The organism is Leptolyngbya sp. ST-U4 (assembly GCF_039962215.1).
Taxonomy (GTDB): Bacteria; Cyanobacteriota; Cyanobacteriia; order Elainellales; family Elainellaceae; genus Leptolyngbya_A.
The window spans coordinates 82,640-107,330 of sequence record NZ_JAMPKZ010000015.1 but is presented as its reverse complement, the minus strand read 5'-3'; the positions used below and the strand labels follow the sequence as shown (position 1 = coordinate 107,330).

The following is a 24,691-nucleotide window of genomic DNA, read 5'->3' as shown; positions in this document are numbered from 1 at the left end:
AATCGCGAGTGGTCTGTGAAAATGCGTTTGCTGGAGTCAAGCGTTACAATGCGGTGAGCGCTATCTATCGCAATCGAAAAGCGGAGTTTGATGATCACCTTATGCTAACCGCAACAGGATTATGGAACTTCTACCTGACTGCGGCATAGGAAGAACTTGAAAGGTCGCATTGGCTAGCTCTGTTCTTATTTCCCGACAACTCTAATAATTGCTTTTTGGGTTACAGCTATTTTATCTGAATGTAATGGAGATTCTATTAACTGTTGATGTGTGAACGTTCTTCGCCACTCTACCTTCGCAGCAATAAACAAGAAACTTCTGGAAGTTAATCTATTCAAGTAAGGTAATTCAATGGCTGGTAAAACTTCCAAACACACAAAACAAGGAAGTAGCGTTCAACGAATTTATGATCAGCTGAAGCAAATGGCGATCAATTATCGGTTTCGTCCAGGAGAACCTTTAAATGAGGTTGAGCTGGCTACATCGCTGGGTGTTAGTCGCACACCGCTCAGAGAAGTCCTCAATCGCTTAGTCGCAGAAGACCTCCTTGACTTTGTGCCTCGTCGAGGTTTTCTGGGAAGATCGCTCAATACTAAACTCATTTATGACCTCTACGAAATGCGCTGTGGCTTAGAGGTTATTAGCACTAAATTGGCGATCGAACGCGCAACAGAGGATGAGATAACTGGCTTAGCTAACTTTTGGGAGGGTGTATCGGATAAGTTTGATACCTATACACCTGCCGAATGCGTTCATTTTGATGAACAGTTTCACGAGCAATTGGCACTTCTCTCACGCAATACTGAACTACTTCATACTTTACAAAGTATCAATACGCGAATCCATTTCATTCGTCAGATTTTTATGGAAGATTTTGACAAACGCAATGATACCTGTAAGCATCATCGGGAAATTTTGAAAGCAATAAAAGAACACGAGATTGAGATGGCGGCAAAATGCATGTCTTCTCATGTTGAAGTTCGCCGCGAACAGGTTGTTAATGTTATCAAAGAAGGAATTGCTCGATTGTATATGGGGTGGTTTTGTGAGTTTTAGTGATGGATACCTACTCATTAACCGCCTAAATAGGCGTGAGCGATCGCGGGATCTTGTTGCATTTCGGTTGCGCTACCAGATTGAATAATTCGACCCCCTTCAAGTAGATAAGCGTAATCGGCTACTGAGAGTGCTAGTTTTGCCATTTGATCAACGAGCAGAATGGTCATCCCTTCATCTCGTAGTTCTGCTAGCGTTTCATATAGTGCAGACACAAGTTTAGGAGCTAATCCCAGCGACGGTTCATCTAGCAGTAACACTTTAGGACGAGCCATTAAGCCACGGGCGATCGCCAGCATTTGCTGTTCTCCTCCAGAGAGTAATCCGGCTCGTTGATGTTGTCGTTCCTGTAGACGTGGAAAACGTTTGAGAACAGCTTGGATATCAGCTTGAATTGCCTCTTGATCGTGACGACGATATGCTCCTAATCGAATATTGTCATAGACGCTTAACTCGGTAAAAATTTGTCGTCCTTCTGGAACTAACACAATTCCTTGATCGGTCATGTGATGAGCAGGAATTTTTCTGAGATCAGTTCCAGCAAATTTCACGTCGCCTGACCAGGGTTGAAGTAGCCCGCAAATACTCTTCAGGAGGGTGCTTTTACCAGTACCATTGGCACCGATCACTGCCACTAATTCTCCAGTATTCACCGTGAGCGAAATTTGATCGAGAACTTGCAGCGAACCGTAGCCACTCACAAGATTTTGAATTTGTAAAACTGGATTGGATTCAGGGTGAGTAGAACGAGGTAAAGACAGATCAGAAACACCTAAGTAGGCGGCTAACACTCGCTTATCTTGTTGAACTAACTTGGGTTCTCCGGCACAAATTAATTGCCCACCATCCAGAACCAGAACGCGATCGGAGAGACTCATGACCAACTCCATATCATGTTCAATCAGAATCACTTTAATGCCAGTGCTGGCAATCCGTCGAATTAACTTTGCTAGCGATTTTTTATCTTCAGAACTCAATCCGGCAGCGGGTTCATCCAGCAGTAGAACCTGGGGAGATGTTGCCAGAGCGCGAGCAATTTCCACCAGACGGCGATCGACAAAGGGTAGGTTTGCTGCTTCTAAATAAACGTTTCCCTGATAACCCACAAATGCCAATAACTCCAGCAAATCCTTCTCGGGTTGTCGTAATCGCCCAATGCCCACTAGCGCTGTGAGCGGGTTGCCTAATTTGCGGCTGAAGCGTGCAGCTCTCAGGTTGTCTAACACAGAAAGGGAGTTGAACAATCGAGTGGATTGAAAGGTACGGGTTACCCCCACATGGGCAATCGCCAAACTTGATTGATTCGTTAAATCAATTGTTCCCAGCGTAATGTTGCCGCTCTGCGTTCGGTAGAAACCGCTAATTAAGTTCAACAGAGTTGTTTTGCCTGCGCCATTTGGACCGATGACGGCTGTAATGGTGCCAGGTTCAGCGGTTAAATCAACATTTTGTAATGCTTGCAAACCACCAAAGCGAATGCCGACCTGGTTAACCTCGAGTCTGGAACGCTCTTGGTGATGCCCGATTAATGCCGGAATATCGTTAGGAGGAGTGCTAAGAGGATAAACAGGAGCAGTACGTTTGAAGCGATCGGTAAAAAGACTGACTAATCCATTGGGAGCAATCCACAGCGTTAGAATCAGGAGTGATCCAAAGACGATGAGTTGATAGTCGGCAAAATCATGTAGAAATTCAGGAAGAACAACGAGAATAACGGCTCCAAAAATTGCCCCTTCTGCGGTATTCAAGCCACCTAGAATAACAACGAGCAGAAATAAAATAGAACGGTAGAAAGTAAAACTATCAGGACTAATAAAGCCTACAGCAGACGCAAAGAAAACACCTGCAATTCCTGTCAGTGCAGCAGATATCGCGAATGCGACTACCCGAATTTGCAACACGTTTAATCCAACCGAGGCGGCTGCAATTTCGTCATCTTTAACGGCTTGAAAAGCCTTACCCCAGGAGTGTTGTTTCAAAAGGGTAAATGTGACGACGGCCAGGGCAGCACAGGCGATCGCCAGCACCACAACCAAGCGCAGACTCGGTTGCAATCCCAACAGCGATGGCTTGGGTACTGAAATGCCACCAAATCCACCCGTAAGAGACACCCATTCAATTAACACTCGTTCGACAATGATTCCGAAGGCGATTGTTACCATTGCTAGATAAGGACCCGTTACCCGTAATGCAGGAGCCGCCAGTGCAACCCCCGTGACGGCGGCTGTAATTCCCGCTAAACCCAGCGCTAACCAGAAGTTCCACCCCGCCTTGGTGATGAGCAAGGAACCCGTATAGGCACCGATGGCAAAAAATCCAGCATGTCCGATCGAAACTTGTCCAGACAAGCCAATCAGCACATTTAGCCCTACGCCCACCATGGTGGTGATGGCAATCATGGCTAACAGAAATAAGTAGTATGTGTTGGGTGCGGCGATCGCTCCGACAATTGCAACTGCCAACAACCCAATTCCCAACCCGCGACGAATCCCCATTCCCTATACCTTCTTCACTTGCATCCGTCCGAATAGTCCGTTTGGTCTGAGTGCCAATGCCAGAATGACCACCGCAAACCCAACAATTTCGCGATAACTACCGCCCAGCGTCCCGGCTGCTACTGATTCGACCACACCATAAAACACGCCTGCCAGCATCACTCCCCAGGGATTCGCCAAACCTCCAATAATTGCGGCTGCAAAAGCTTTTAAGCCAAGCAACGTGCCCATCGTGGCAGAGACATTGGCAACCGGGGCAATCAAGATTCCGGCGATACCTGCTAAAACAGTGGAAACGGCAAAGGAGAAGGCAATCATCTTCTCCACAGGAATGCCCATAATGCGAGCGGTGTCGTGATTTTCACTGACCGCTTGAAAGGCTTTGCCTAACAGCGTTTGAGTAAACATTACGCGTACTAAAAGTGCCACTGCAAATCCAATGACGGGCGTCAGTAGCTCAATGGGAAAGATGCCAAAACCCAAAATCATCACGGGATCGGTCGCTAAGGCAGAGGGATAAGCCCGCACTTCCTTACCAAAGGTGACCATTGCCACGTTATCGGCAATGATGCCAATGGCGATCGTGGTCAATAACCAGGAGTTAGAGCCACCCTTGGCAAACGGACGAACGATAAAGCGCTCGATTAATAACCCAACTCCAGCACAAAGGAGTAGCGTCAACAGGGCAGCAATCCAAAAATTCCAGCCCCAGGTGATGTTGAGCATGTAGCAGAGAACAGCTCCCAGCATGACGGATGCCCCCTGGGAGAAATTCATGGTGTTAGAAACGGCATAGGTGACTTGAAACCCCAGAGCAATCAAGCCATACATGCTTCCGATCGCAATTCCCGACAAAATAAGTTGTTGCAGCATATTAAATGAAAGCTTTATGCGCTGACGGGAACAATTTCCTTCCCTTTCCACTGCACCAGAATGTAGTCGTCCTCATTCAGGGCATCATGATTTTCTGGCGTAAAGGAGCGATTGTAGGTTTTGATCAATCCCTCGTAAGTTGGCAAGCTGTAGAACGCCTCCCGAACTTTGGGGCCTTCCGTACTGCCAGCCGTTTCGATCGCCAGCGCTGTCAAATGCATTGCATCGTACGCATTTGCTGTACCGACCGGGGCGAGAATTTCACCAGGGCTATTCAACTTGTATTTGTCTTTGAGCGCGGCCATCACTTTCTGACCTGTAGCATTCTGTTCCCCGAAGAAGCTATGGGTTTGCACAAACACTACTTTGCTGGCTGCTTTGCCTGCTAATTCGGGAAAGCGTCCACCAGAAATACCCCAGTGAGACACCACCGGAACATCCCAGCCAATTCGGGTTAATGACTTCATCACCTGTGCACCGGGTGCCGCGTTCCCTACCAGCAATACAGCTCCTACCCCAGCATCTTTGAGGCGTGCCAGTTGGGCTGACATGTCAGTGTCGGTGTCATTAAACTTTTCAATTGCACCAACTTCTACGCCGTATTCAGGTGCCCACTGCTTAAAGCCTGCTTCGTTCGATTCTCCCCAGGGGTTATTGACCAGCATCAAACCGACTTTGGGTTTACCGTAGGCTTCGCTGACATGCTTGATCAAGAAGCGATCGACAATGTTATCGTTGGCAGACACCCGGAACGCAAAGTTGGGATCGTGACCATTCTGAGTAATTTTGGTTGCTGCAGCCCACACTCCCATATAGGGCACTTGCAATTCGTGGATAACGGGCATCATTGCGATAGAGACAGGGGAGTCAATGCCACCAAACACAGCAGCAACCTTCTCCTGCTCAATTAACTCACGTGCTGCCGCAACGCCTCTGGCTGGGGTAGACTCATCATCTCGCGTTACCAGTTCTAAGGAACGCCCTCCCAGAATGCCACCCTTTTGATTGATTTCATCAATCGCGATCGCCAATCCACGGATAATTGACTCACCAGATAGGGCGGAACCTCCGGTAATGGCGGCAACCAAACCAATCTTGATCGGCTCTGAAGACGCTTCAGCAGTGCTGGATGGCTTAGACGAACACCCGGTAAGCTTGGATGTTGCGATCGCCACGCCCATCCCCAATGCTCCACGCAAAACATCGCGACGACGTAGCCCAAATCGATAAAACGACATGGATAACCTTCCTGCTTTTATTGAATGAAATGTGAACTGCGTTTCAACTCAGAAGCAACAGTAATACAGTCTTGTATACAAGCTTGTGTTCAGTAATACCAAATTTTGAATGAATCTGTTGTACTCATGAGCATGGAGTTTTTTTGCGCGTGGAATGGTAGGGGAGCCAGGGAGAGAGTATGGTCAGCCACAAATCGGTAGAGCAGGAGAGTAGGGCTGCAATGCAAGCAACTGAACAAATTCCGGTCATTGATTTCGCAGCGTACCAATCGGGTGATCGCTCCACGCGTCAACAGGTTGCAGATCAAATTCGTCATGCCTGCACCAACGTTGGCTTTTTGTATCTAAAGAACCACGGGGTGTCACAATCCTTGATCGATCGCCTGTTCGCTGAATCCAAACAGTTTTTTGATCTGCCGACTGAGGTGAAAAATCAGATTCCCTGGGACAGTCCAGAATGCAACTGTGGATATATCGGGATGCAAATGCAACATCTTGATCCTAGTGACGCAGGCGATTTGATGGAAGCCTACAATATTGGGCTGTTGCAGCCGCGTGCTAACGAAAAATGGCTGCCAAATCAACTCACCTTGAATCAGGCCCTATTGGAGTTTTATAGAGTAAGCACAGCTGTCTGTCAGCAAATTATGGGAGCCTTTGCCCTCTCCTTGGGGTTGCCAGAATCCTTTTTTGAGCCAACCCATGACCAGCATTACAGCACTGTGCGACTGCTCCACTATCCACCTGCTCCTGCAACAGTCATCCCTGGACAAATTCGAGCCGGAGCCCATTCCGACTATGGCACGATTACGCTTCTATTTCAGGATGACGTGGGTGGATTGGAGATTCTCCACGATGGGGTTTGGCTTCCAGCTCCCTATATTCCCGGTACGGCTATTGTGAATACAGGGGATTTGATGGAACGCTGGACAAATGATGCTTTTCGCTCAACCAAGCATCGAGTGGTCGTTCCACCTGAACCAGCAGCACGGCGATCGCGCTATTCTGCAACATTTTTCTATCGCCCCAACATTGATGCAGAAATCGTTTGTCTAGAACCCTGTTGCCAACCGGGACATGCGCCTCTCTATCCCCCTACAACGACTCGTGAACATTTGATCAATTGCCTGCAAGCTTCTTATCAAGTCGAGTCATAGCAGATCAAGAAAAGACCTCTATTTGCAATCATTGCTCTTTCAATCGGTGTGCATTAATGGATCTAAAAATCACTAACGCTACTCTTCCGGAGCAAACTGGAATTTGGGATATCGGCATTACGGGCGATCGCATCACCGCCATTGCACCAACCCTTTCCGACCCGTCAACCCAAACATTAGATGCCCAGGGAAATTTACTCATCCCAGGGCTAGTAGATGGACACATTCACCTCGATAAAGCCCTTATTCTCGATCGCTATCCGGCGTTAGATGGGACGTTCGACGAAGCCCTGCGTGAAACGCTGAGGTTGAAGCAAGCATTTACGGTTGAGGATATTCAAAACCGGGCAAGCCGACTGATTGAACGGGCGATCGCTTTTGGTACAACCGCCATGCGAACCCATGTTGAAGTTGATCCAACGATTGGACTGAATGCAATCCAGGCACTTCTGCCTCTACGAGAATCCTACGCCTGGGGCATAACCTTACAACTTGCTATTTTTGCTCAGGAAGGAATCACAAACCATGACGGATTAGTGAATCAACTCCGCCAGGCCTTGGCAATGGGTGGCGATGCGATCGGCTCTGCTCCCTATGTTGATCCAGATCCCAAGAAGAACATTGAAATTGTCTTCGATCTGGCTCAAGAATTTAATTGCAATGTTGACTTCCATCTCGACTTTTTGGATAACGATGATCCGTTACTGTTACCACTGGTTATTGAAGAAACGATTAAACGGGGTTGGCAAGGACGAGTCTGTTTAGGTCATATGACCAAGTTAGCGGCATTAACGCCTTTAAAATTAGAATCTCTTGCCCTTGCAATGCGCGATGCGGGTATCTCAATTCTGGCTTTACCTACCACTGACCTGTACATGATGGCTCGCAAAGATACCCACAATGTACGTCGGGGCATTGCTCCTGTGCATCGTTTAGCAGAACTGGGAGTTAGCGTTGGGCTTGCAACTAACAACGTGTTGAATTTATTCACCCCTTTTGGCGATGGGGACGTGCTAAAGCTTTGTACCCTGCTGGCACAGGTACTCCATTTAGGAACCGTATCGAGCCATCAGCTTTGCTTAGAACTGGCGACAAATCGGGCAGCAGAGGCGATCGCCATTCCAAATTATGGAATTGCAGTCGGTAATCTAGCAGATCTGGTACTACTCAATGTTCGTTCAGTCAGTGAAGCGATCGGTTCTGCACCAATGGGACGAACCGTTATTAAAAACGGGATTGTGATTGTGCAAAGTAAAGTAGAACAACAGTGGTTTGCTCCCAAGGTACTGGCAACTTCACTTTAGGGAAGAGATAAGATCCGTAATCGTTCAGGGGGTGCTGCCATGGGTGGGCAAGAGGAATGGGGCAGGCAGACCTTGACCCAAACTAATTGAGATACCCGTCCTGCTCGCATCAACTCAATTGCACAGCGTTCACAGCCAGTTTGTGAACAAGGAGGAACCCCTGCACCCCGTTCAAATCCTGTTAAGGATTGCAGTATTTAGGCTGAACGACTTACTGGTAACTGTTGCTGTGCATCGTGGTTCGTGTGTCTGAGGTAAGATGACCATCCTCCATGTGGACAATGCGATCGGCAATATCTAAGATTCGGTTATCATGAGTCACCATCAGAATCGTGCAGCCCTGCTCTTTTGCCAGTTTTTGCATCAAATTCACGACATCTCGCCCCGACTTACTATCTAACGCAGCCGTTGGTTCATCTGCCAGCACAATCTTAGGATGGCTCACTAAAGCACGGGCGATCGCTACCCGCTGCTTTTGCCCTCCTGATAAGTCATCCGGATAGTAGTGCAGGCGATGCCCTAGCCCAACCGCTTCCAGCATTTCAGCTGCTTTTGTTCCTTCTTCCTCAGGAGACAGATGATGGTGCAGTTGCAATGACATCTGTACGTTTTGCAGTGCGGTCAAACTATTTAACAAGTTATGGGCTTGGAAGATATAGCCGATATTACGTCGAGACTGAATGAGTTGTTTCTGGCTTGCTCCACAGAGTTCCTGATTGAGGAGCTTTAAACTTCCTGATTGAGGCGATCGCAATCCGCCGATCATACTCAGCAGGGTTGTTTTTCCTGAGCCAGAAGGTCCAGTCATAATCACAATTTCGCCTGCATTAATTGTTAAATTGATATTAAACAAGACTTGCTTTCGGAGTTGACCTTGACCAAAAAAATGATTCAATTCTGCGATCGAGATGACGGCATTTAGTGCTGTACATTGTTTAGGTTTAAGCGAATCAAGAGTCTGCATGAGTAATCAGGAAGAAGTTAGAAAGTAATTAAGAAGGAGTTAGAAAATATCTGCTGGATCTGCCAATCGCAATTTTCGGACTGCAACCGCTCCTGACATCACGCACATAATGATCGTGAGCAGCAATACGTAAATCGTGCGAGACAAGGTCATGTAAATTGGCAAATTTGTCGCATTACGGGTCAATGAATAAAGCCCGATCGCAATTAAGTTTCCGGGAATGTAGCCTAAGACCGCTAGGAGCAGGGCTTCTTGCAGGACAACACCCAGTAAGTAAAGATTGCGGTAACCCATCGCTTTCAGCGTGGCGTATTCTGCCATGTGATCGCTGACATCGCTATACAAAATTTGGTACACGATGATCACGCCTACCATAAATCCCATCAAGGTTCCCAGGGCAAAAATAAATCCGATCGCGGTATTTCTACGCCAATACCCTTCTTCAAACTCAATAAATTCTGCACGAGTGAGAACTCGGACATCGTGCGGCAGGCGGGATTTTAATGCAGTAACCACGGCATTTGGATTGGCATTCAGTGCAAGAGTAATCAAGCCAACGCTAACTTCACCTGCTTGACGTTGCGACACAATTCGTAGAAAGTTTTGATCGCTGGTCATCAAGCTGCCGTCTGCCGCGAAGGAAGAACCAACCGTAAATAGTCCTTTCAGGTGAATTGTGCGTCCTTTAATCTCAGTACTGACGGTTTCACCCTGACCAATACGAGCGATCGCCTGTTTGTAGTCTCCCCGCGATGAACGGTCAAATAGTAAGGTATCCGCTTGTTGAAGGGTACCTAAATTTTGATTGATTTCCGGCAGGTTAAATGCGGGTTTTTCCAGGTCAAAGCCAAGCAGTAAAATGGCATTTTGGCTGCGGGTTTGCGGATTTTTCCAATCTGCAAAAGCAACATACAGAGGAGTTGCTGATTCCACTTCCGGCAGGCTGGCAGCTTGAAACAAACGACGACGGGAGAAGGTTGCCATGTTTGCTAAATTGCGAGCCTGGGGACTGATCAGAACAACATCTGCATTGAGATTTTGGTGTAAGCGAGTATTACTGTCATACAGGGCAGACTCAAATCCAAGCTGCATCAACATGAGAATGTCGGCAAACGCAATTCCAGATAAGGCAACAAAAAATCGTCCTTTCTGACGGATTAGCTGAAGCCAGGCGAGGGGAATCGATCGCTTTTTCATTGCCTAATCTCCACAGCAACTTGTAAATTGGTCAATTGTGCTACACGTCCACTGGATGCTTTGTCCAATCGAATTTTGACCTCAACGATTCTGGCATCGGTTGTGGCGGTTGGATCGCTATTGAGAACATCCTGTTTGGCGATCGTCCAACCGAGCTGCTCAACGGTTCCATGCAGCGGTTCTTTGATTGAATCGGCTGTAACGATTGCAGCTTGACCAACCCGAACTTTGCCAATATCTCCTTCATACACTTCAGCAACCGCATACATTTGCTCGGTGTTCCCTAATTCCACAATGCCTTCTGGGCCGACTGCTTCTCCGATGTGAGTGTGAATTCGAAGAATACGACCTGCTTTAGGAGCACGAATAAATGCATGATTTAATTGTGCTTGTGCCCTTGCTGTAGCTGCGATCGCTCGATTCACTTCAGCTTGGGCAGCAGCAATATCAGTTGGACGAACTTCAGCAATCTGACCCAATGTGGCTTTTGATTCCTGAATCTGTTGTTGTAGGGTTTGAATCGTGCGATCGAGTGCGGCTCGTGCTTCATTAACCCGTTGTTGAGCTGTTTTTAGCACGAGTGATTTGCTGTCTAGCACAGATGCAGAAATCGCTCCATTTTGATGCAGGTCTCGATGACGCTGATATTCCACATCTGCATTTTGCAGCTCTGCCTCAAAGCGGGCGATCGTGGCGCGTTGAGTCTCCATTTCTCCATTAAGCTGTGCTTCTAATCGAGCAATGGTGGCTTGTTGGGCTGCAATCTCTCCTTGCTGTGCGCCTGCTTTGACTTGGTTTAACCTTGCCTGAGCCACCTTGACCTGCTCCTGAGCCTCACCTAACTCACTTTGCAAGCGATCGCGAGAATCTAAAATAGCAATAATCTGACCTGCATTAACGCGATCACCCACTTTAGCCCATAGTTCATCAATTCGATAAGCACCACCCTGCCCGGACGGCTCAGAGACTTGAATGACTTCTCCTTGCGGTTCTAGTCGTCCCAATGCATTGACTTTTGTAGGTTGTGTAGCTGTCTCCACGAGAGAGGGTGATGTGGAGGTGGATTGAGATTGCGTATAGTACATGGTTCCAGCAGCCATTATGATTGCTGAACTGACACCTATAGCGATCGCCCAATGGACACGGGGAAACAGAGAGGATTGATCTGAGCTTGTTTGTTGCATAGTGTCTCCTGTTGATCAGTTAAGCAATTAATCATTAGTCATCAAGGCGTTCACAAATAGGTTGTGAAAAAGGAGGTGTGGAGTTCATCTCTGCACCATTACTGATTTCTCATTTCCCTCCGTTTCTTTTTTCTGCCCTGAACTATGAGCAGCCGTATTCCAATTCCAAACGCTGCAATGAGGCTGATAAGGCTCCACCAGCCTTTACTAAAAGAGGGCTGAACTTCAACCGCCAGAAATGTAGTTCGTTCAATGAGTTTGCCGTCCAGGGTGAAGTCGCGTGCTGCAACATCAATGCCATAGGTGCCTGGCTTAAAAGGTCTCCAGGTTACTTGCTTCTCTGTGTTTCCTGTTAACTTCAAGGTTTCTGAGTGACCGTCTGGCTGGCGAATGGTTGCTTCGATCTCAGCCGTTTTGAGTGGTTGATTGACGAGAGCCAAGCTGGCTGAAAGCGTGATAGGTTCGTTAATTTTGGGGGAAAGATGGCTCACTTGAGCTTGTAAAGCAGCATCACCCACCACTTTTGCGGCGATCGCGTAATCTGCGCCAGTTGCTGGTGTTTTAGCGGTGGTTACTAACGTTACATTCCAGGGTCCTGGCTTGGGGTTCTTAAATCCGTATCCTAAATAAATCAGGCTCGTTGGATCATTAACAGTGATGTACCCATGTTTGTCTGCACTCAAGGGAATCACCTTGCCGCTTGCGCCCCGCACAATAACCTGAAGCGATCGCGTGGGATCAAAGAGTGAAAAGCTGGCGATTGTGACTTGATCGAGATGAATCGTAACGCGCTTGCGATCACCTGCGGCAACGTGTCCAGTAAAGATCTTTGTGAATTGAGCCAATTTAGTACTATCGTTTGTCGCGGGTGGATCGGGTTCAACTGGAAACTCATCCACTTCATGTTTAAGCAGTGGTTCCACAAAGGTTCTAAAAACCTCTTGTGACCGATTCATCGCGATATGGAGATAGGGCAGCTCGACCAGGGGTTGACCGATCGTTGCCACACTGCTGAGGTCAACGACCAGATCGCTGGGGACGTTGGTGCAGGGTGCTTTGAACGCCTCAATAATCGGATTTCCTGCAAATAGGTAGAAAGGAACACCACGTCGATGGGTAATTTGCGGGTTAAAGATATGGTTTATATAAGTGGGACGTAGCTCCAGCGTTGCAGGCAGATAAAAGCCGAGTGCGGCTGGTAAATTCGCACAGTTTGAGCCCCCGTGAGGAGATGCAACCATAATCAATTGAGCTACGTCGCGTTCTTCCATCAGGCGATCGATGTAATAGCGTGAGATCAAGCCACCCATGCTATGAGCAATGAGATCTACTTGCTCGGACCCTGTTTTTTGTTTAATGCCAGCAATATACTGTTTCAGAACTTGGGCATTTTCAGCGATCGTGTTCGTCCGTTTGGTTGGTGACTTCAAATCACCAATGGACAAGACTCCCTCTGCTTGACCATCCCCTACCGCATAACCCGAAAGCCCAATCGAACTTAGCCTTCCGTTAGCACCCGTATAAGCACTCCAGGCATTACTGGCACTGGATAAGAAGCCATGCACCAACACAACAGGGCGAGGGGCCACCTGCACTGCTGTCATTCCTGTTTGCGGGAACACATCGGATTTGGCGTAGAGATGGCGATTAGGTGTAGGATTTCCACGCGACCAGTACCATCCCAATGCCGTGAATGGCTCTGTTTTACAGCTTTTGCTTCCCTGCAAAATCGTACAGCCTGCAACTCGTTTTCCAGGAGAATCCAGTTCAAAGGTGACTGGAGTTGCCTGATTGGCCTTCTGCGGGATTTCTACCGTAAGTGAAATGAGATTACCATCCGTTAACGAGCGGATTGGGTTTCCCTGACGATCGTGAATGGTGAGCGTAGTTGAATGATAGCCAACGATAGATGGTGCAACAGGTTGAACTTTTGTTGAACGAGCAATTTCAGCAGCACGAGGTACAGTACCTTTGTTGCTTGAATTTTGCCAACCCTGAAAAAAATGCGGGGCATGATCAGTTCCGACAATGACTAGCGAGATGAGGGATGCGATCGCCAGTAGCATAAGACCTGACTTCATCATGGGCGGTATGCGGCACCAGTGAATGAGCCACCGTTTATTGTTTCGCCCGTATTTCTTTATCAGTTTTGTGACCATGATTAGACGTAATCAAGCTAAAGTTTTGAGATGCTCAGGTGACACATTTTGCCTAGATGGAGCTGGGGTCTGGGGCGATGCCTTAAGGTAGGGACACAGCTTCCTCCACCCCCAAATTCATCCGTTGTTGAATTTCGCCCAGCTACTGACCAACTGAACTTAAGTTAGCGATCGCAGCGTTCCAGAACCGTTCTCAAAGCGTTCCAAAACCGTTCTTAGCTCCAGTGTTGGTTTGTAGGGGTAGGAGCGAACGAAATTGTCAGAACTGGGTACACCCCTTGAGAACAGAAGTCCTGCCTTGATAGACTGGCTACTATCCTCAATCCTTTGCCTAGCTCACGTCTTATGCATTGCCCTCATGGCGGCTCGGCTCCCATCACTCGCCTGAAGCGTGCGACAAATCTAGGGTATGGGCTGTTTCGCTGCAAAGCGCGGCATCCCCTTCAACTTTATCGAAGTGCTTATCGATATCGTGTTTCAAGTTCTACGATGGTGGTTGCGCTACAAGACGATCGGCGAGACTCAAAAGTTTTGACGGTGGATGAACGGGGTCGTTATGCTGGCTTAGCAATTACTAAGATGATTTGGAAAACAGTCTAGATTCAGAGTTTCGTCATTGGTGAAAGGACTAAAGGTGTGAGCAGACCTCAGCTAGTTGTGTTCTGAACCACACCTGTGATGTATTTCCTTGGCTTCGTTCATGCCACATCATCTTTATAGATGTGGGGCTGATCTCGATGGGAACGGCTGTCAAATGAAGCTGAGCGGCAATTGCGCTTAATTGAATAACCCGTGTTGGCAAAACTGCAATGAGATCAGAATTCACCAGAATTTGAGGTGCAACAGAAAACTGATTTACGGTAAGTCCGATGCGCCGATTTAGCCCTCGCTCTTGCAGCAATGGGTCGATTATTCCGGTGGCTTCTCCAGTTAGCGTCACTAGTAAATGTTTTGCTTGAGCATAGCGATCGAGTGTCAGCTTTTTTCTTGCAAGCGGATGATCACGCCGCATTGCGCAGACCCAGGAAGAGGTTAATAAGGTTTGCGATCGCAAGCGTGGAGGTAGGCTTGGAAGTACCCCGATTGCAATATCAATTTCTGCTTGTTCTAATAACATTGAAGCGTTGATGTGAGTGTTAGGGATTGTTCGCAGATTAATATTGGGGGCAACCGCTTCGAGAACTGCAATTAACCGAGGCAAGATTAAAGCTGTACTAAAATCGTTCAAGGCGATCGTAAAGGTAGCCATCTCTGTGGCGGGGTCAAAATCGATCGGCTCAAGCGTTTGGCGAATTTGGTTGAGTGCCTCACCAAGAGGTTGCCAAATTTCGAGGGCTTTTGGAGTTGGGCTAACTCCACTAGGAACTTTGCTAAACAACTCATCATTCAGCAAGTGACGTAAGCGTTTAAGCGCATTGCTAACCGCAGGTTGGGTCATATTCAATCGTGCTGCTGCCCGTGTCACATTGAGTTCTGTCATCACGGCATCAAAGACATTTAGCAGGTTGAGATCAAACTGGTTATAATTCACGCCAGTGATGACCCTCATCCTAATTATTTATTAGACAATATAACAGGGTTTCCAATATCTTGGATTTGTAGAGCAAAGGCAATGCAAGTCATGAAAAAAGTGTTGGTCGTTTTGGCACATCCAAATTTTGCAGAATCTAGAGGCAATAAGGCATTGATAGAAGCCGTTCAAATGCTGCCTTCTGTCAAAATTCACAATCTTTATGAGCGATACCCAAATTGGCAGATTGATGTCCAAGTTGAACAAGAATTATTGCGGCATCACGATTTGGTTGTGTTTCAGTACCCGTTGCAATGGTATTCGGTGCCACCTCTGCTCAAGAAATGGATAGATGACGTGTTGACCGATGGGTTTGCGTTTGGAGCAGATGGAACTGCGCTCCAAGGCAAAGAATTAATGCCAGTTGTAACAACCGGGGGAACGTCAGAGATGTATATTGCTGGGGGTACGGTCAACTTCACGATCAGTGAATTTTTGCGACCGATTCAACAAACCGCTAATTATTGCGGCATGAGTTACAAAACTCCCGTTGCTATTCATGGATTCTTGCCCAAAGAATTAGGAATTGCCGAAACGATTACAGATGAGCAAGTGTTTGAGGAAGCTAAGCAATATCAACATCTATTACAGCAGTATGTTGCAAGTTAAAAGGCTTCTTTTGAGTATTTCAGCAAAATAATTAAGCATCAACGCTATTGTTGTTCTGCTTGCCATCAAATCTTTTGTGAATCAAAGGATCCACAAACAGTTTCTTAGTTTTGTTCTAAGAATAATATGGCGGATTGCTGGCGGTAGATAGACAATGCTCAGTAGGATGCTGCTAAATCGCAGTAATGCTTGCTTCAACAAACACTCACTCCAATGATAGTTCATGCGCTTTTGCTTCGATCGCTCATGAATTAAACACAACTGTTAATGTTTCACCGATTGGCAGTGCATTCCATTGTTCGGTATAAGCTCGCAGCCGAGAGCGTACTTGTTGCAGATTATCGCTTGTGATGTGATCTGGAGTAGGAACGCTGCGCTGGCTACAGGCGATTTGTAAAATCTCCCAAAAGTTTTCGCTGGATTCGAAGCCATTCCACATCTCGGCTTGGAAGCATTCTACGAACGATTCGGCTTGCAGTGCTTCGCTGAGATCGTTTAATTGAAAGTCGGCAGCATCCCAGGGAGGAGCCGAGTTCGGAAACCCAACGCCTATGGATAAAATGCCATAAAATCCCCGTTTGAGTTTGAGCGTATCTTCAACCACGTAATGAACAAAATCGTGAGGCAGAATGCCCTGTTTTGGCATTGGACATCGGGTAGAAGTTCCATTGTCGCGAATGCACTCCATCCAGTCCTGCTTACCTCCATGCTTGGTAAATTGGATCTTCATGGCGATCGTCTCCTATAGGTCAATCGAGTTACTATGTTTTGCGAGTTACTATTTCTGTCGGTTCTGATCCGCACTGCTAACCAAAACCGACAGATGCTTTACTACCGTGAGGTGGTAATCGAAGCGTCTGCATCGCGCCAAGCTTGCTCAAATTGAGTTTGCACCTGTTGCGCTTCTTGTGTTTTGCCCTCTGCCCGTAGGCTCTGCGCTAGCCCATAAAGCGACCAGCCGTTTTCAGGATATTCAGCCACATTCTCCAGATAGGCTTGCTCTGCCTGGGCAGGACGGTTCGCTTGCAGCAGTACTGCCTCTAAAGTTTGGCGCACCACTCAGAAAGCTAGTGCAGTAGAGGATCAGGCTAGATTAAGTCAGGGCAATGGTGGCGACAACGGTCACTAGAACTTTAACCTATTTTTCAAGCAAGAAGCGAAATACTGCCTCGGTGTACAATTCGGGTGCTGTGGTCATTCCTTCGTGTGCCTGACCCGGTAACTCTTCAATGCGAGCATCAGGAAGGACGGCGGCGATCGCATTAGTCACATAAAGGGCACGAGGGCTTTCGCTGCCAATCTGGAGCAGCACCGGGATTGGAAGATCCCGAAAGCGATCGGCTTTGAAATTGTACCTGACCAGTGTCCGAAGATCGCCCAGCGTTGCCTTCGCATCGGCAATAATTGGCGACCAAAGTTCGGTGGCTCGCAGTTCGTCTAGCTCCTCAATCGGGACAAACAGAACATCGCGGAAGAAGGTGATTGCAAAATCCTCCCAGTGGTCTGCCTGCGCCAGTGCCTCCAGCTGCATTAGAGCTTCCTTACGAATGGACTGCGGATAGGGAGCCTCGTAAAGCACCAGTTTCAGCACGTGGTTGGGAACTTTGTTCGCTGCGGCAAGGGCAACTTGAGCACCATAGGAATGACCCAGAAGGAAAACGGGTTCATCAATCGCCTGAATCAGGGTCACGACATCCAAACTTTCATCAATAAGACTGTGACCTTCGGTTGCGTCTGTTTCACCCCGTCCACGACGAGCGATCGCATAAACGGTAAACTGCTTCTCGAATTGGGGTTTTACAAACTCCCAGTTAGTATTGTGATCGCTGAAGCTGCCGTGTACGAGAATTAGGGGTGGACCACTGCCGGATTTGTCGTAGGAGACTGTCGTGAGCGTGGGTGAAGACAGGTACTGCATGAATTGATTTCCAATGAATTAGGTTTCTGAAACAGATTGCAAACCAGGAAAACACTTTGCATGACGACTACTGCAAAGCAGCGATCGAGGTATCGGCATATTGCCAAGCCTGCTCAAATCGGGCTTGTACCTGCTGTGCTTCTTGCTCTTTGCCTTGCGCTCGTAAACTTTGCGCTAGCCCATAGAGCGACCAACCGTTTTCGGGATAGATTGCTAAATCCGCTCGGTAAACTTGCTCGGCTTCTGTGGGGCGGTTGGCTTGGAGCAGCACCGAGCCTAAAGTCTGACGTACCGGAGCATACCAGGAAGCAGGTTCAGTGTATGTGAGGCTATCCTCCAACTCAACGCCTTGACGAAGATGGGCGATCGCTTCCTGATAGTTTCCCTGTTGAGCTGCCAGTTCACCGGATAGCACTTCGATCGCAATTTTTAGCAGATAATCTGCGTTGTTGAGACCATCGACGGTGACAGACTCCAGATCAGGATTGGTGGCGATCGCCTGGAGGGCCTGGAGTTCCCGATCTGCTTGCTGAAGCTGGCCTTTTGCCGTGTATGCCATGCCGCGAGCAAAATGCCAAACGCCTGTGGGATAGATCAAATCCTGCCCTGGGGCAGGCTGCGCCAAAATTTCATTCCATTGCCCAAACTTGACCTGAGTATAAAGCGGAATCAGGGTGAAATGTTGCAAGGGACCATTGCCTGCTTGTTGGATCAGGGATTGATCCACTAAATTTGCCGTTTGTTGGGCAGCCTGCATTGCCACTTCCCGCTGTCCCGACATCACCGCTGCAAACCAGAGAAAGTGATGATTATGGGGCATATAAACTGTGGGATACGTTCCTTCTGGGTTGTGCTGTTGAGCATAGAAGGCATCGGCGGCGGCGGCTTGCTGATTGGCAATGACGGCATCGTGGTAGCGTCCCACCCGAATATAGATGTGACCCGGCATGTGAATCAGGTGCCCGGTGTTGATGTTGAGGTCACGGAGGCGATCGGCGGCTTGTGCTGCCAGTTCTGGACGTTCGGCTTCCACCGCATGGATGTAGAGGTGCAGTGCGCCGGGATGGTTTGGGTTGCGTTGCAGGACAGATTCCAGCGTTGCAATGATTTCTGCGCCTTCAGGTTTGGGCGTGCCGTCTTCTGCCCAATAGTCCCAGGGCATGGTGTCCATCAGTGCTTCGGCAAACAGGGTGGCAGCATCAAGATCATCAGGATATTGTTGTACCACTTGCCGCATCGCGTTCGCATAAGCAAGGTTGAGAGCAGTTCGGTCTTCAACAGGCTCAGGTGCGTAGCGGGTTGCCAGTGCCGCAATGTAGGCGCGTTCTTTAGGGCTGGCAGACGGGCTAAGGGCAATCGCCTTTTGAATCGCTTCCCAGGCGGTGGAAACGGCTCCCGCTTCCATTGCTGCGTTAATATTTGGACCTAGCACATACGCCATGCCCCAGTAACAGATCGCGCAGTTGGAATCAAGTTGGGCGGCTTGCTGAAACGATCGCAGCGCTTCGGCATGGTTGAAACCGTAGGATAGAATCAATCCCTGATCAAAGTAACGCTGTGCCTGCGAATTGCGAGTTGAAATCGAATGGCTGTAGTTGCCTAGGTTATCAAATAGCGGAGTCGTGACAGAATTAATGGTCGTTTGCTCAGGGTAATGGCTTTCGGTATGAGCAATTGCCGTTTCAGCCCAACCGATCGGGTAACTCAGAAGTAGCGTCGTCAGAAGCGAGCCAACAAATAAAGTTCGGTAGGATTTGAACAGTCGATTCATGATGTTTACTCCTCAAAAATTCAAAAGAATGGTGTGGTCGCGATCGCTTAACCTTTAGATGGAATGCAGATGGCATAAAATCTGGATTTCGTTTTTGTACAGGTTTTTGTACAAATCCAGCCGGGCGGCTGATTCCTATGCCAGTACTGGGATGATCGCGCCTGAAACGGCTAGCGTCGTGATCGATCGAAAGTCGGTTGGATCAAGCTGGGTGGCACGAACGCCCGAGAGCTGAGCAAGTTGTTCTTTGCCTGCTTGAACGATCGTGCTGCTGCCCTGTTGAACAAACTTCAAATCAGCAAAAGACAATCCAACTAGTCCAATGAAATCTTGACCATTTTGAAAATCAGTGACGATGTCAGTTCCCTTGCCGCGAGCCAGAACAAAGGTGTCAGCACCCGCACTACCCGTGAGCTGATCTGCGCCTCTACCGCCCTCCAGAATGTCATCCCCTGCATTGCCGAAGATGCGATCGTTTTGATTACCACCAATCAAAATGTCATCACCGGTATCGCCAATCAGCGTGTCTTTGCCCGTTCCACCGTCAATAATGTCATCGCCATCGCCGCCATTCGCGCGATCATCTCCGCCCAGTGCCAATAGAATCCCACTTTGGGAACCTCCCCGCATCGGATCTGCTTTGCTGCTACCACGCACGATCGGCACACGCGGCAACCGCTCAACGGGTATTAATCCCGGATTAGGATCGGCTTGCTTGACCGTGTCATAGCTAACGCGAATGCCGCTGATTGTGCCTTCTCCATCACCCCGCACTGTTTGTCGGATAATTTGATCTTCGCTGCCAAAGAAACCGTTACCGTCTTTGGGCTTCACTTGCCGAGTCAGCGTGTCATAGGTGAACTCTAGTGCCGTTTTGCCTGCTCTCGCGTCCAGATCAAGCGGAATTTGAGCAACTTTTGCCCCCGGCTTAAAAGCCCTCAGGGTGACGCTGAGTTCGCGTTGGCCTGGATCAACCGATGCTGATAAGTTGATGTTTTGTCCGGGTGCTGGCGAAAATGAGGGAGAAGTGACTTGCTGCTGTCCGTTGATATCTGCTTTGACAGTAACGTTCGATTTCGAAGTGAGCGGAATGAGTCGATCGATACCGATCGTCAGGTTTGCAGCCACAACTTGACCCGCTCTGGGAATCAAACTGTAATCCACGGAGGAAAAACCTTCCCTTTTGTTGACCTCTAAGAAATAGGTTCCCGAATCAAGGCGATCGAACTTAATTTCATCTGCACCGGGTTGGAAAGAAGATGACAGAAGTTCATTCAAACCCACTGTGCCATCTCCATTCAAATCTCGAATGAGCCGCATTGCGACATCTTCAGCCTTGGCGGTTCTTAGTGAGACATCGAGTTTTGAGGGGCGATCGACGCTAAAGGAGAATACATCGATCGGATCTCGGATGATCGTGGAAGGTTGAGTTGAGCTAAAAGGCGTGGTAATGATCCGGACATTGCCCTCAATTGTGCTTCTGAAGTTCAGTAGGTTGCCCAGCGAATTCGCTTGCCCCAGCGAGTCATTTGGCTCAGTTTCTTTGAATATGACGATATCGGTTGGGGTGCGTATGCTTTCAATAATTTCGTTCGCCATAATTGAATGTCTCTCATTGAAGTTAAAGAATTAACAAGATGTGAGCAAATTTCAACAAAAATTCCTGTTGACAATCGCGAGCGCCAAAGCCGAATCGATTGTGAAATGCAAGACTACAAATTAGACAATGACGTGGGGTACTTCTACGCCCTTAACGGCGGCAAAATCAACTTGAGCAAAATGCTGGTTAGTGAGTTGATTCGATCGAACGCCTTGCAGCACGGCTAGCGTATTGCCACCCCTTTTAAGGGCAGCACCCAATTGATGTGCAATCACGTCAATCATGTCGGGCTGTAGCGCAAACGGAAGTCCAATGCGATCGCCATTAATCTGAAAATCTTTGAACAGATCTACGCTCTTAGAATTCAAATCCACTACAAAGACATCGCGCCCTGCACCGCCAATATGGACGTCGTTGCCATCGCCGCCATAAGTGATGTCGTTGCCTGTACCGCCATCAAGCAGATCGTTACCTTTGCCGCCATAAACGGCATCGTTGCCGCCTTTCGCAAACAGATTATTGCGGCGATCGTTGCCCACCAAAATGCCACCAACATCGCGTCCGGTGATATTTGTGCCATTGCCTACAATCATTGGGGCACTTTGGAGTGCTGTCGATGATGCGGTGAAGGTGTTGTAATCAACTCGGAATGTCACTTTAGCTTGTTTAGCTCTCTCACTTGGAGCGCCAAACACATCTCTCAGCCGAGCAAATCCATCCCCTTCTACAGATTGGCTGAGTCCTGCACGAGTGGGAAATCCACTGATGAAGCCACTGATACGATCACCTGTAGAAAGCGTGTCAGTACCAGGAGTATACTTTCCAAAAAACTGGGGAAGCTCTGAGAAAAAGGGAACCAAATCCACCGGATCATCTCGATCGGGGTCAGCATCGATCGCTTTAATCTCGAAGGGAATCTCTTTTGCAGAGATATTGACAGGTTGAGTGAAGGTAAAGTTCGGCTTGACATCGTTGCTATCCTTGTCAAATACACCACTCGATCGACTTTGCCCATCGATGTTAATAGTCGTCTTGAAATCTGCCCGATGAGATGAGGAAAAGGGAATTTTGATATCAAATTGCTCTGACGTTGTAATTCGCTCTAGAGTGATGCTCGTTTCTGCCCGATTAATGCTTAAAGCACTGGCACTTAGCTTATAGCCGTCGAATGTGTTACTAAGGGAGCTAAGTTCTAGAAAGTAAGTTCCAGGCTGCAAGTTTTGAGAGCTAACCACTCCCACATCAGATGATGTGCTCAGGATAGAGACATCTAACGTCCGGTTGTTAGCGTCCTGCAATGTCAGCAGATTGACGTTGGAAGAAAATACAACCGCAGAAAATCGAGATGGAGTATTGATGGTAAAACGGTAGAAGTCCAACCTATCGTCTTGACCAATGTTATCTTCTTGAAAGAAGGATCTGTTGGAGCTAGAAAATTGCCCTAAATCCTTAGCAGTACTCGTAGAGTTGTTGTCGTCACGTGCCATGGGAAATACCTTCTCGAGGAACATTAATCATGGGTTGTCAATGGCTCAGCTAGTACATTGGAAGACGAAAACACGGAATTCTATTCCAGCAATGTTGGTATTTCTATTCTCGTGAAGCAAGTGAAATTGACAGCGGTAATCTGATTGGTTTTCAGATTCGAGAGGACAGCAAGTTGTTGTTGCTTTGTGCTGCATTGATGAACTGCGTTACTGGTAGTAGCAGCGATTGTCTTCAACACAGCACGAGGCGCGATCGAGCGATACCTGCAATTCTGTTTCAGAATAAACGTCCTCTTTGAATCACTAGTCAGGAGCGATGCAGTTCTCTTATTGCATCTGAAATCAAGTTAGCGAAAGAAGCGTTCCCGAAGCGTTCCTAAAGCGTTCCGAAGTCGATCGTCTTGCTCTGTTTTGACTATGCAGGGGTAGGGAGTGACTCAGAACTCACGATGGATGAATTCTGAGTTGGATAATCCGCTACGCCACAACAGGGACGATCGTTTCCAGAACGGGCATCGTTGCAATGGATTTGAAATCGGTCAGGTCTAGCGCAGCGGGACGAACGCCCTGCACAACGGCAAGCTGCTCTTGACCTGCTTGAATGACCGTGCTGCTGCCGCGTTGGACAAACCGCAAATCGGCAAGGCTCAAATCTGCTTTTAGCCCGATAAAGTCCTGCCCATCGCGGAAGTCTTGAATGATATCGGTGCCGTTGCCGCGAGCGAGAACAAAGGTGTCACTGCCTGCACCGCCATTCAGCACATCTAATCCTTTGCCACCATCGAGCAGGTCATCACCTGCATTGCCGAAGATGCGATCGTTTCCGGTGCCGCCAATCAGAATGTCATTGCCACTGCCGCCAGTCAACGCATCTTTGCCGCTCCCGCCATCCACAATGTCATCTCCGCCACGGCTGTTCACGCGATCGTCTCCGCCCAGTGCCAGCAGAATGCCGTTATTGTTACTGCCCTGCATCGGGTTTTTGCCGTTGCTGCCTCGAATCACGGGAATATTGTTGGCTTGCAGCACAGCAGGCTGATTGCCCACAATTACATCGGGAACCGTGAACGTGTCATAGCTGACTTTGATGCCACTAGATGTTCCTTCACCGTCTCCCCGCACCGTTTGCCGTATTGTGGCGTTCTCTTTGCCAAAGAAGCCGAAGCCTGTTTCGCCTTTCACCTGACGAGTCAGCGTGTCGTAGTTGAACTCCAGTTCCGTCTTGCCCAATTTGGCATTGAGATCGAGCGGGGATTGCCTGCCGTTCGCATCCACTTTAAAGGCATTCAGTTTAACGTTGATTTCTCGCTTATTTGGGTCAACAGGTCGACTGAGAATGATGCCTTGATTGCCGCCCGATCCGAAAGGCTGCGTTTGCTGAGTGAATCCCTCAATGTTCGCCTTCAAAATCACGTTGCCAAGACTGTTGAGCGGAATGATACGATCGATCTCAACGTTGAGTCTGGAATTCGCGATCGGAGACGCTTTGGGTGTTAGCGTATAGTCGACCGAAGTCGTGGGGTCAGTACTCTTGATGACTTCCAGAAAATAAGTTCCTGGTTCCAGGCGATCGAACTGAATTTCATCGGCTCCCGGCATGAAGGAAGCATTTAGCAAATCTTCAAAGCCTGTGCTAAAGCCCTTTTTGCCGTCATTATCAAAGTCTTTGATCAGGTTAAAGGCAATATTCTTCTCGTTGTTTGACGTGAGTTTGGCATCCAGTCGAGTGGGGCGATCAACGGCAAATGAGAAGTTATCGATTCCATCGTTTGAGCCAATATTCCCCAATCCCCTGACGTTGCCGACTGCGCCAATGCTGCCATTGGGCATATTGCCAAACACCGCTTCAGCAGTGCTTAGAAAACTATTCCGAGTCCCAGAGACGTTGGTCTGCTCTTTCTCCTGAACAAGGGTTGTGGGATTAAGCAATGCGTTAATGATTGCGTTCGCCATGATTGAATTTCTCCTGAAATTGTGAATGATGTAAATAAAGATAAAGGTGACGTTCCGATCGGCGTTTCTTTGCAACGGTGCTATACGACAAGACACCCGTTTAGACTCAGAAAGTATGAATCGCGACCGAACTGGATGATATTGAAAAGCCTATTG

General features: G+C 48.1%; 20 protein-coding genes and 1 pseudogene. 6 read left to right on the top strand and 15 right to left on the bottom strand.

All coding sequences use genetic code 11. The annotated features are described in order from the left end of the window. Together NDA02_RS19525 and NDA02_RS19520 are read left to right on the top strand one after the other, a co-directional pair. Window positions 1-149, top strand: a pseudogene (locus NDA02_RS19525) (IS5/IS1182 family transposase); the annotation flags it as partial. A gap of 202 nt (window positions 150-351) precedes the next feature. Then, window positions 352-1,056, top strand: coding sequence for a GntR family transcriptional regulator (locus NDA02_RS19520; RefSeq protein WP_190793572.1), 705 nt, complete (start codon window positions 352-354; stop codon window positions 1,054-1,056). A gap of 17 nt (window positions 1,057-1,073) precedes the next feature. Here NDA02_RS19520 and NDA02_RS19515 read toward each other — a convergent pair whose 3' ends face one another. Genes NDA02_RS19515 through NDA02_RS19505 form a run of 3 tightly spaced genes read right to left on the bottom strand, consistent with a single transcriptional unit; the run spans window position 1,074 to window position 5,662 of the window. Then, entirely contained in the window at window positions 1,074-3,551 is a 2,478-nt protein-coding gene (locus tag NDA02_RS19515; RefSeq protein ID WP_190793573.1) for an ATP-binding cassette domain-containing protein, read from the bottom strand. A gap of 3 nt (window positions 3,552-3,554) precedes the next feature. After that, the gene (locus NDA02_RS19510; RefSeq protein WP_190793574.1) at window positions 3,555-4,424 is read right to left on the bottom strand and encodes a branched-chain amino acid ABC transporter permease; all 870 of its coding nucleotides are present in this window, start codon (window positions 4,422-4,424) and stop codon (window positions 3,555-3,557) included. 14 nt (window positions 4,425-4,438) lie between these two features. Continuing rightward, a complete protein-coding gene (locus NDA02_RS19505) occupies window positions 4,439-5,662 on the bottom strand; it encodes an ABC transporter substrate-binding protein (RefSeq protein WP_190793575.1) in 1,224 nt (407 codons plus the stop codon). A 221-nt stretch (window positions 5,663-5,883) separates the two neighbouring features. Here NDA02_RS19505 and NDA02_RS19500 point away from each other — a divergent pair, with 221 nt between their 5' ends. Next, window positions 5,884-6,819 carry a 2-oxoglutarate and iron-dependent oxygenase domain-containing protein gene (locus tag NDA02_RS19500; RefSeq protein ID WP_348248041.1) on the top strand — a complete coding sequence of 312 codons (936 nt, stop codon included), beginning with the start codon at window positions 5,884-5,886 and terminating at the stop codon, window positions 6,817-6,819. A gap of 56 nt (window positions 6,820-6,875) precedes the next feature. Next, complete coding sequence (locus NDA02_RS19495; RefSeq protein WP_348255674.1) at window positions 6,876-8,123, top strand: amidohydrolase family protein; 1,248 nt, start codon at window positions 6,876-6,878, stop codon at window positions 8,121-8,123. Between the two features lie 211 nt (window positions 8,124-8,334). Here NDA02_RS19495 and NDA02_RS19490 read toward each other — a convergent pair whose 3' ends face one another. The 4 genes from NDA02_RS19490 to NDA02_RS19475 all read right to left on the bottom strand — a co-directional run bounded on the left by NDA02_RS19490 (window position 8,335) and on the right by NDA02_RS19475 (window position 13,552). After that, window positions 8,335-9,087 (bottom strand): DevA family ABC transporter ATP-binding protein, encoded by a 753-nt coding sequence (locus tag NDA02_RS19490; RefSeq protein WP_348255673.1) that lies wholly within the window; start codon window positions 9,085-9,087, stop codon window positions 8,335-8,337. A gap of 39 nt (window positions 9,088-9,126) precedes the next feature. After that, window positions 9,127-10,284 carry an ABC transporter permease DevC gene (devC, locus tag NDA02_RS19485; protein WP_348248038.1) on the bottom strand — a complete coding sequence of 386 codons (1,158 nt, stop codon included), beginning with the start codon at window positions 10,282-10,284 and terminating at the stop codon, window positions 9,127-9,129. Beyond that, complete coding sequence (locus tag NDA02_RS19480; RefSeq protein ID WP_190790634.1) at window positions 10,281-11,468, bottom strand: ABC exporter membrane fusion protein; 1,188 nt, start codon at window positions 11,466-11,468, stop codon at window positions 10,281-10,283. The genes devC and NDA02_RS19480 overlap by 4 nt, the downstream gene beginning before the upstream one ends. A 98-nt stretch (window positions 11,469-11,566) precedes the next feature. Then, complete coding sequence (locus NDA02_RS19475) at window positions 11,567-13,552, bottom strand: alpha/beta fold hydrolase (RefSeq protein WP_206755039.1); 1,986 nt, start codon at window positions 13,550-13,552, stop codon at window positions 11,567-11,569. A gap of 420 nt (window positions 13,553-13,972) precedes the next feature. On the opposite strand from NDA02_RS19475, the gene NDA02_RS19470 reads away from it, so the two are divergent. Next, complete coding sequence (locus tag NDA02_RS19470; RefSeq protein ID WP_348248035.1) at window positions 13,973-14,227, top strand: hypothetical protein; 255 nt, start codon at window positions 13,973-13,975, stop codon at window positions 14,225-14,227. Window positions 14,228-14,255: 28 nt separating this feature from the next. Here the strand turns inward: NDA02_RS19470 and NDA02_RS19465 are convergent, their stop codons facing one another. Beyond that, window positions 14,256-15,176, bottom strand: coding sequence for a LysR family transcriptional regulator (locus tag NDA02_RS19465; protein WP_348255671.1), 921 nt, complete (start codon window positions 15,174-15,176; stop codon window positions 14,256-14,258). A 63-nt stretch (window positions 15,177-15,239) separates the two neighbouring features. On the opposite strand from NDA02_RS19465, the gene NDA02_RS19460 reads away from it, so the two are divergent. Next, a complete protein-coding gene (locus tag NDA02_RS19460) occupies window positions 15,240-15,806 on the top strand; it encodes an NAD(P)H-dependent oxidoreductase (RefSeq protein ID WP_348255670.1) in 567 nt (188 codons plus the stop codon). A gap of 244 nt (window positions 15,807-16,050) precedes the next feature. Here NDA02_RS19460 and NDA02_RS19455 read toward each other — a convergent pair whose 3' ends face one another. The 7 genes from NDA02_RS19455 to NDA02_RS19425 all read right to left on the bottom strand — a co-directional run bounded on the left by NDA02_RS19455 (window position 16,051) and on the right by NDA02_RS19425 (window position 24,535). After that, window positions 16,051-16,536, bottom strand: a complete 486-nt coding sequence (locus NDA02_RS19455) for a hypothetical protein (RefSeq protein WP_348255669.1) — start codon at window positions 16,534-16,536, stop codon at window positions 16,051-16,053. A 101-nt stretch (window positions 16,537-16,637) separates the two neighbouring features. After that, window positions 16,638-16,862, bottom strand: coding sequence for a tetratricopeptide repeat protein (locus NDA02_RS19450; RefSeq protein WP_348255668.1), 225 nt, complete (start codon window positions 16,860-16,862; stop codon window positions 16,638-16,640). 82 nt (window positions 16,863-16,944) lie between these two features. Continuing rightward, window positions 16,945-17,724, bottom strand: a complete 780-nt coding sequence (locus NDA02_RS19445) for an alpha/beta hydrolase (protein WP_348255667.1) — start codon at window positions 17,722-17,724, stop codon at window positions 16,945-16,947. 67 nt (window positions 17,725-17,791) lie between these two features. Next, window positions 17,792-19,495: a hypothetical protein gene (locus NDA02_RS19440; protein WP_348255666.1), complete on the bottom strand. Its 1,704-nt coding sequence runs from the start codon at window positions 19,493-19,495 to the stop codon at window positions 17,792-17,794. Window positions 19,496-19,630: 135 nt separating this feature from the next. After that, window positions 19,631-21,094, bottom strand: a complete 1,464-nt coding sequence (locus tag NDA02_RS19435) for a hypothetical protein (RefSeq protein ID WP_190791292.1) — start codon at window positions 21,092-21,094, stop codon at window positions 19,631-19,633. Between the two features lie 120 nt (window positions 21,095-21,214). Further along, window positions 21,215-22,582 carry a hypothetical protein gene (locus tag NDA02_RS19430; RefSeq protein WP_348255664.1) on the bottom strand — a complete coding sequence of 456 codons (1,368 nt, stop codon included), beginning with the start codon at window positions 22,580-22,582 and terminating at the stop codon, window positions 21,215-21,217. 477 nt (window positions 22,583-23,059) lie between these two features. Continuing rightward, a complete protein-coding gene (locus NDA02_RS19425) occupies window positions 23,060-24,535 on the bottom strand; it encodes a calcium-binding protein (protein WP_190791294.1) in 1,476 nt (491 codons plus the stop codon). Window positions 24,536-24,691: the final 156 nt, after the last annotated feature.

What these genes read in the sequence shown, in the direction of transcription:
- NDA02_RS19510 (WP_190793574.1), bottom strand. Translation starts at nt 4,424, where the DNA reads ATGCTGCAACAACTTATTTTGTCGGGAATTGCGATCGGAAGCATGTAT.
- NDA02_RS19515 (WP_190793573.1), bottom strand. Translation starts at nt 3,551, where the DNA reads ATGGGGATTCGTCGCGGGTTGGGAATTGGGTTGTTGGCAGTTGCAATT.
- NDA02_RS19445 (WP_348255667.1), bottom strand. Translation starts at nt 17,724, where the DNA reads ATGCAGTACCTGTCTTCACCCACGCTCACGACAGTCTCCTACGACAAA.
- NDA02_RS19455 (WP_348255669.1), bottom strand. Translation starts at nt 16,536, where the DNA reads ATGAAGATCCAATTTACCAAGCATGGAGGTAAGCAGGACTGGATGGAG.
- NDA02_RS19440 (WP_348255666.1), bottom strand. Translation starts at nt 19,495, where the DNA reads ATGAATCGACTGTTCAAATCCTACCGAACTTTATTTGTTGGCTCGCTT.
- NDA02_RS19460 (WP_348255670.1), top strand. Translation starts at nt 15,240, where the DNA reads ATGCAAGTCATGAAAAAAGTGTTGGTCGTTTTGGCACATCCAAATTTT.
- NDA02_RS19475 (WP_206755039.1), bottom strand. Translation starts at nt 13,552, where the DNA reads ATGATGAAGTCAGGTCTTATGCTACTGGCGATCGCATCCCTCATCTCG.
- NDA02_RS19520 (WP_190793572.1), top strand. Translation starts at nt 352, where the DNA reads ATGGCTGGTAAAACTTCCAAACACACAAAACAAGGAAGTAGCGTTCAA.
- NDA02_RS19465 (WP_348255671.1), bottom strand. Translation starts at nt 15,176, where the DNA reads ATGAGGGTCATCACTGGCGTGAATTATAACCAGTTTGATCTCAACCTG.
- NDA02_RS19425 (WP_190791294.1), bottom strand. Translation starts at nt 24,535, where the DNA reads ATGGCGAACGCAATCATTAACGCATTGCTTAATCCCACAACCCTTGTT.
- NDA02_RS19430 (WP_348255664.1), bottom strand. Translation starts at nt 22,582, where the DNA reads ATGGCACGTGACGACAACAACTCTACGAGTACTGCTAAGGATTTAGGG.
- NDA02_RS19500 (WP_348248041.1), top strand. Translation starts at nt 5,884, where the DNA reads ATGCAAGCAACTGAACAAATTCCGGTCATTGATTTCGCAGCGTACCAA.
- NDA02_RS19490 (WP_348255673.1), bottom strand. Translation starts at nt 9,087, where the DNA reads ATGCAGACTCTTGATTCGCTTAAACCTAAACAATGTACAGCACTAAAT.
- NDA02_RS19480 (WP_190790634.1), bottom strand. Translation starts at nt 11,468, where the DNA reads ATGCAACAAACAAGCTCAGATCAATCCTCTCTGTTTCCCCGTGTCCAT.
- NDA02_RS19470 (WP_348248035.1), top strand. Translation starts at nt 13,973, where the DNA reads ATGCATTGCCCTCATGGCGGCTCGGCTCCCATCACTCGCCTGAAGCGT.
- NDA02_RS19435 (WP_190791292.1), bottom strand. Translation starts at nt 21,094, where the DNA reads ATGGCGAACGAAATTATTGAAAGCATACGCACCCCAACCGATATCGTC.
- NDA02_RS19495 (WP_348255674.1), top strand. Translation starts at nt 6,876, where the DNA reads ATGGATCTAAAAATCACTAACGCTACTCTTCCGGAGCAAACTGGAATT.
- devC (WP_348248038.1), bottom strand. Translation starts at nt 10,284, where the DNA reads ATGAAAAAGCGATCGATTCCCCTCGCCTGGCTTCAGCTAATCCGTCAG.
- NDA02_RS19505 (WP_190793575.1), bottom strand. Translation starts at nt 5,662, where the DNA reads ATGTCGTTTTATCGATTTGGGCTACGTCGTCGCGATGTTTTGCGTGGA.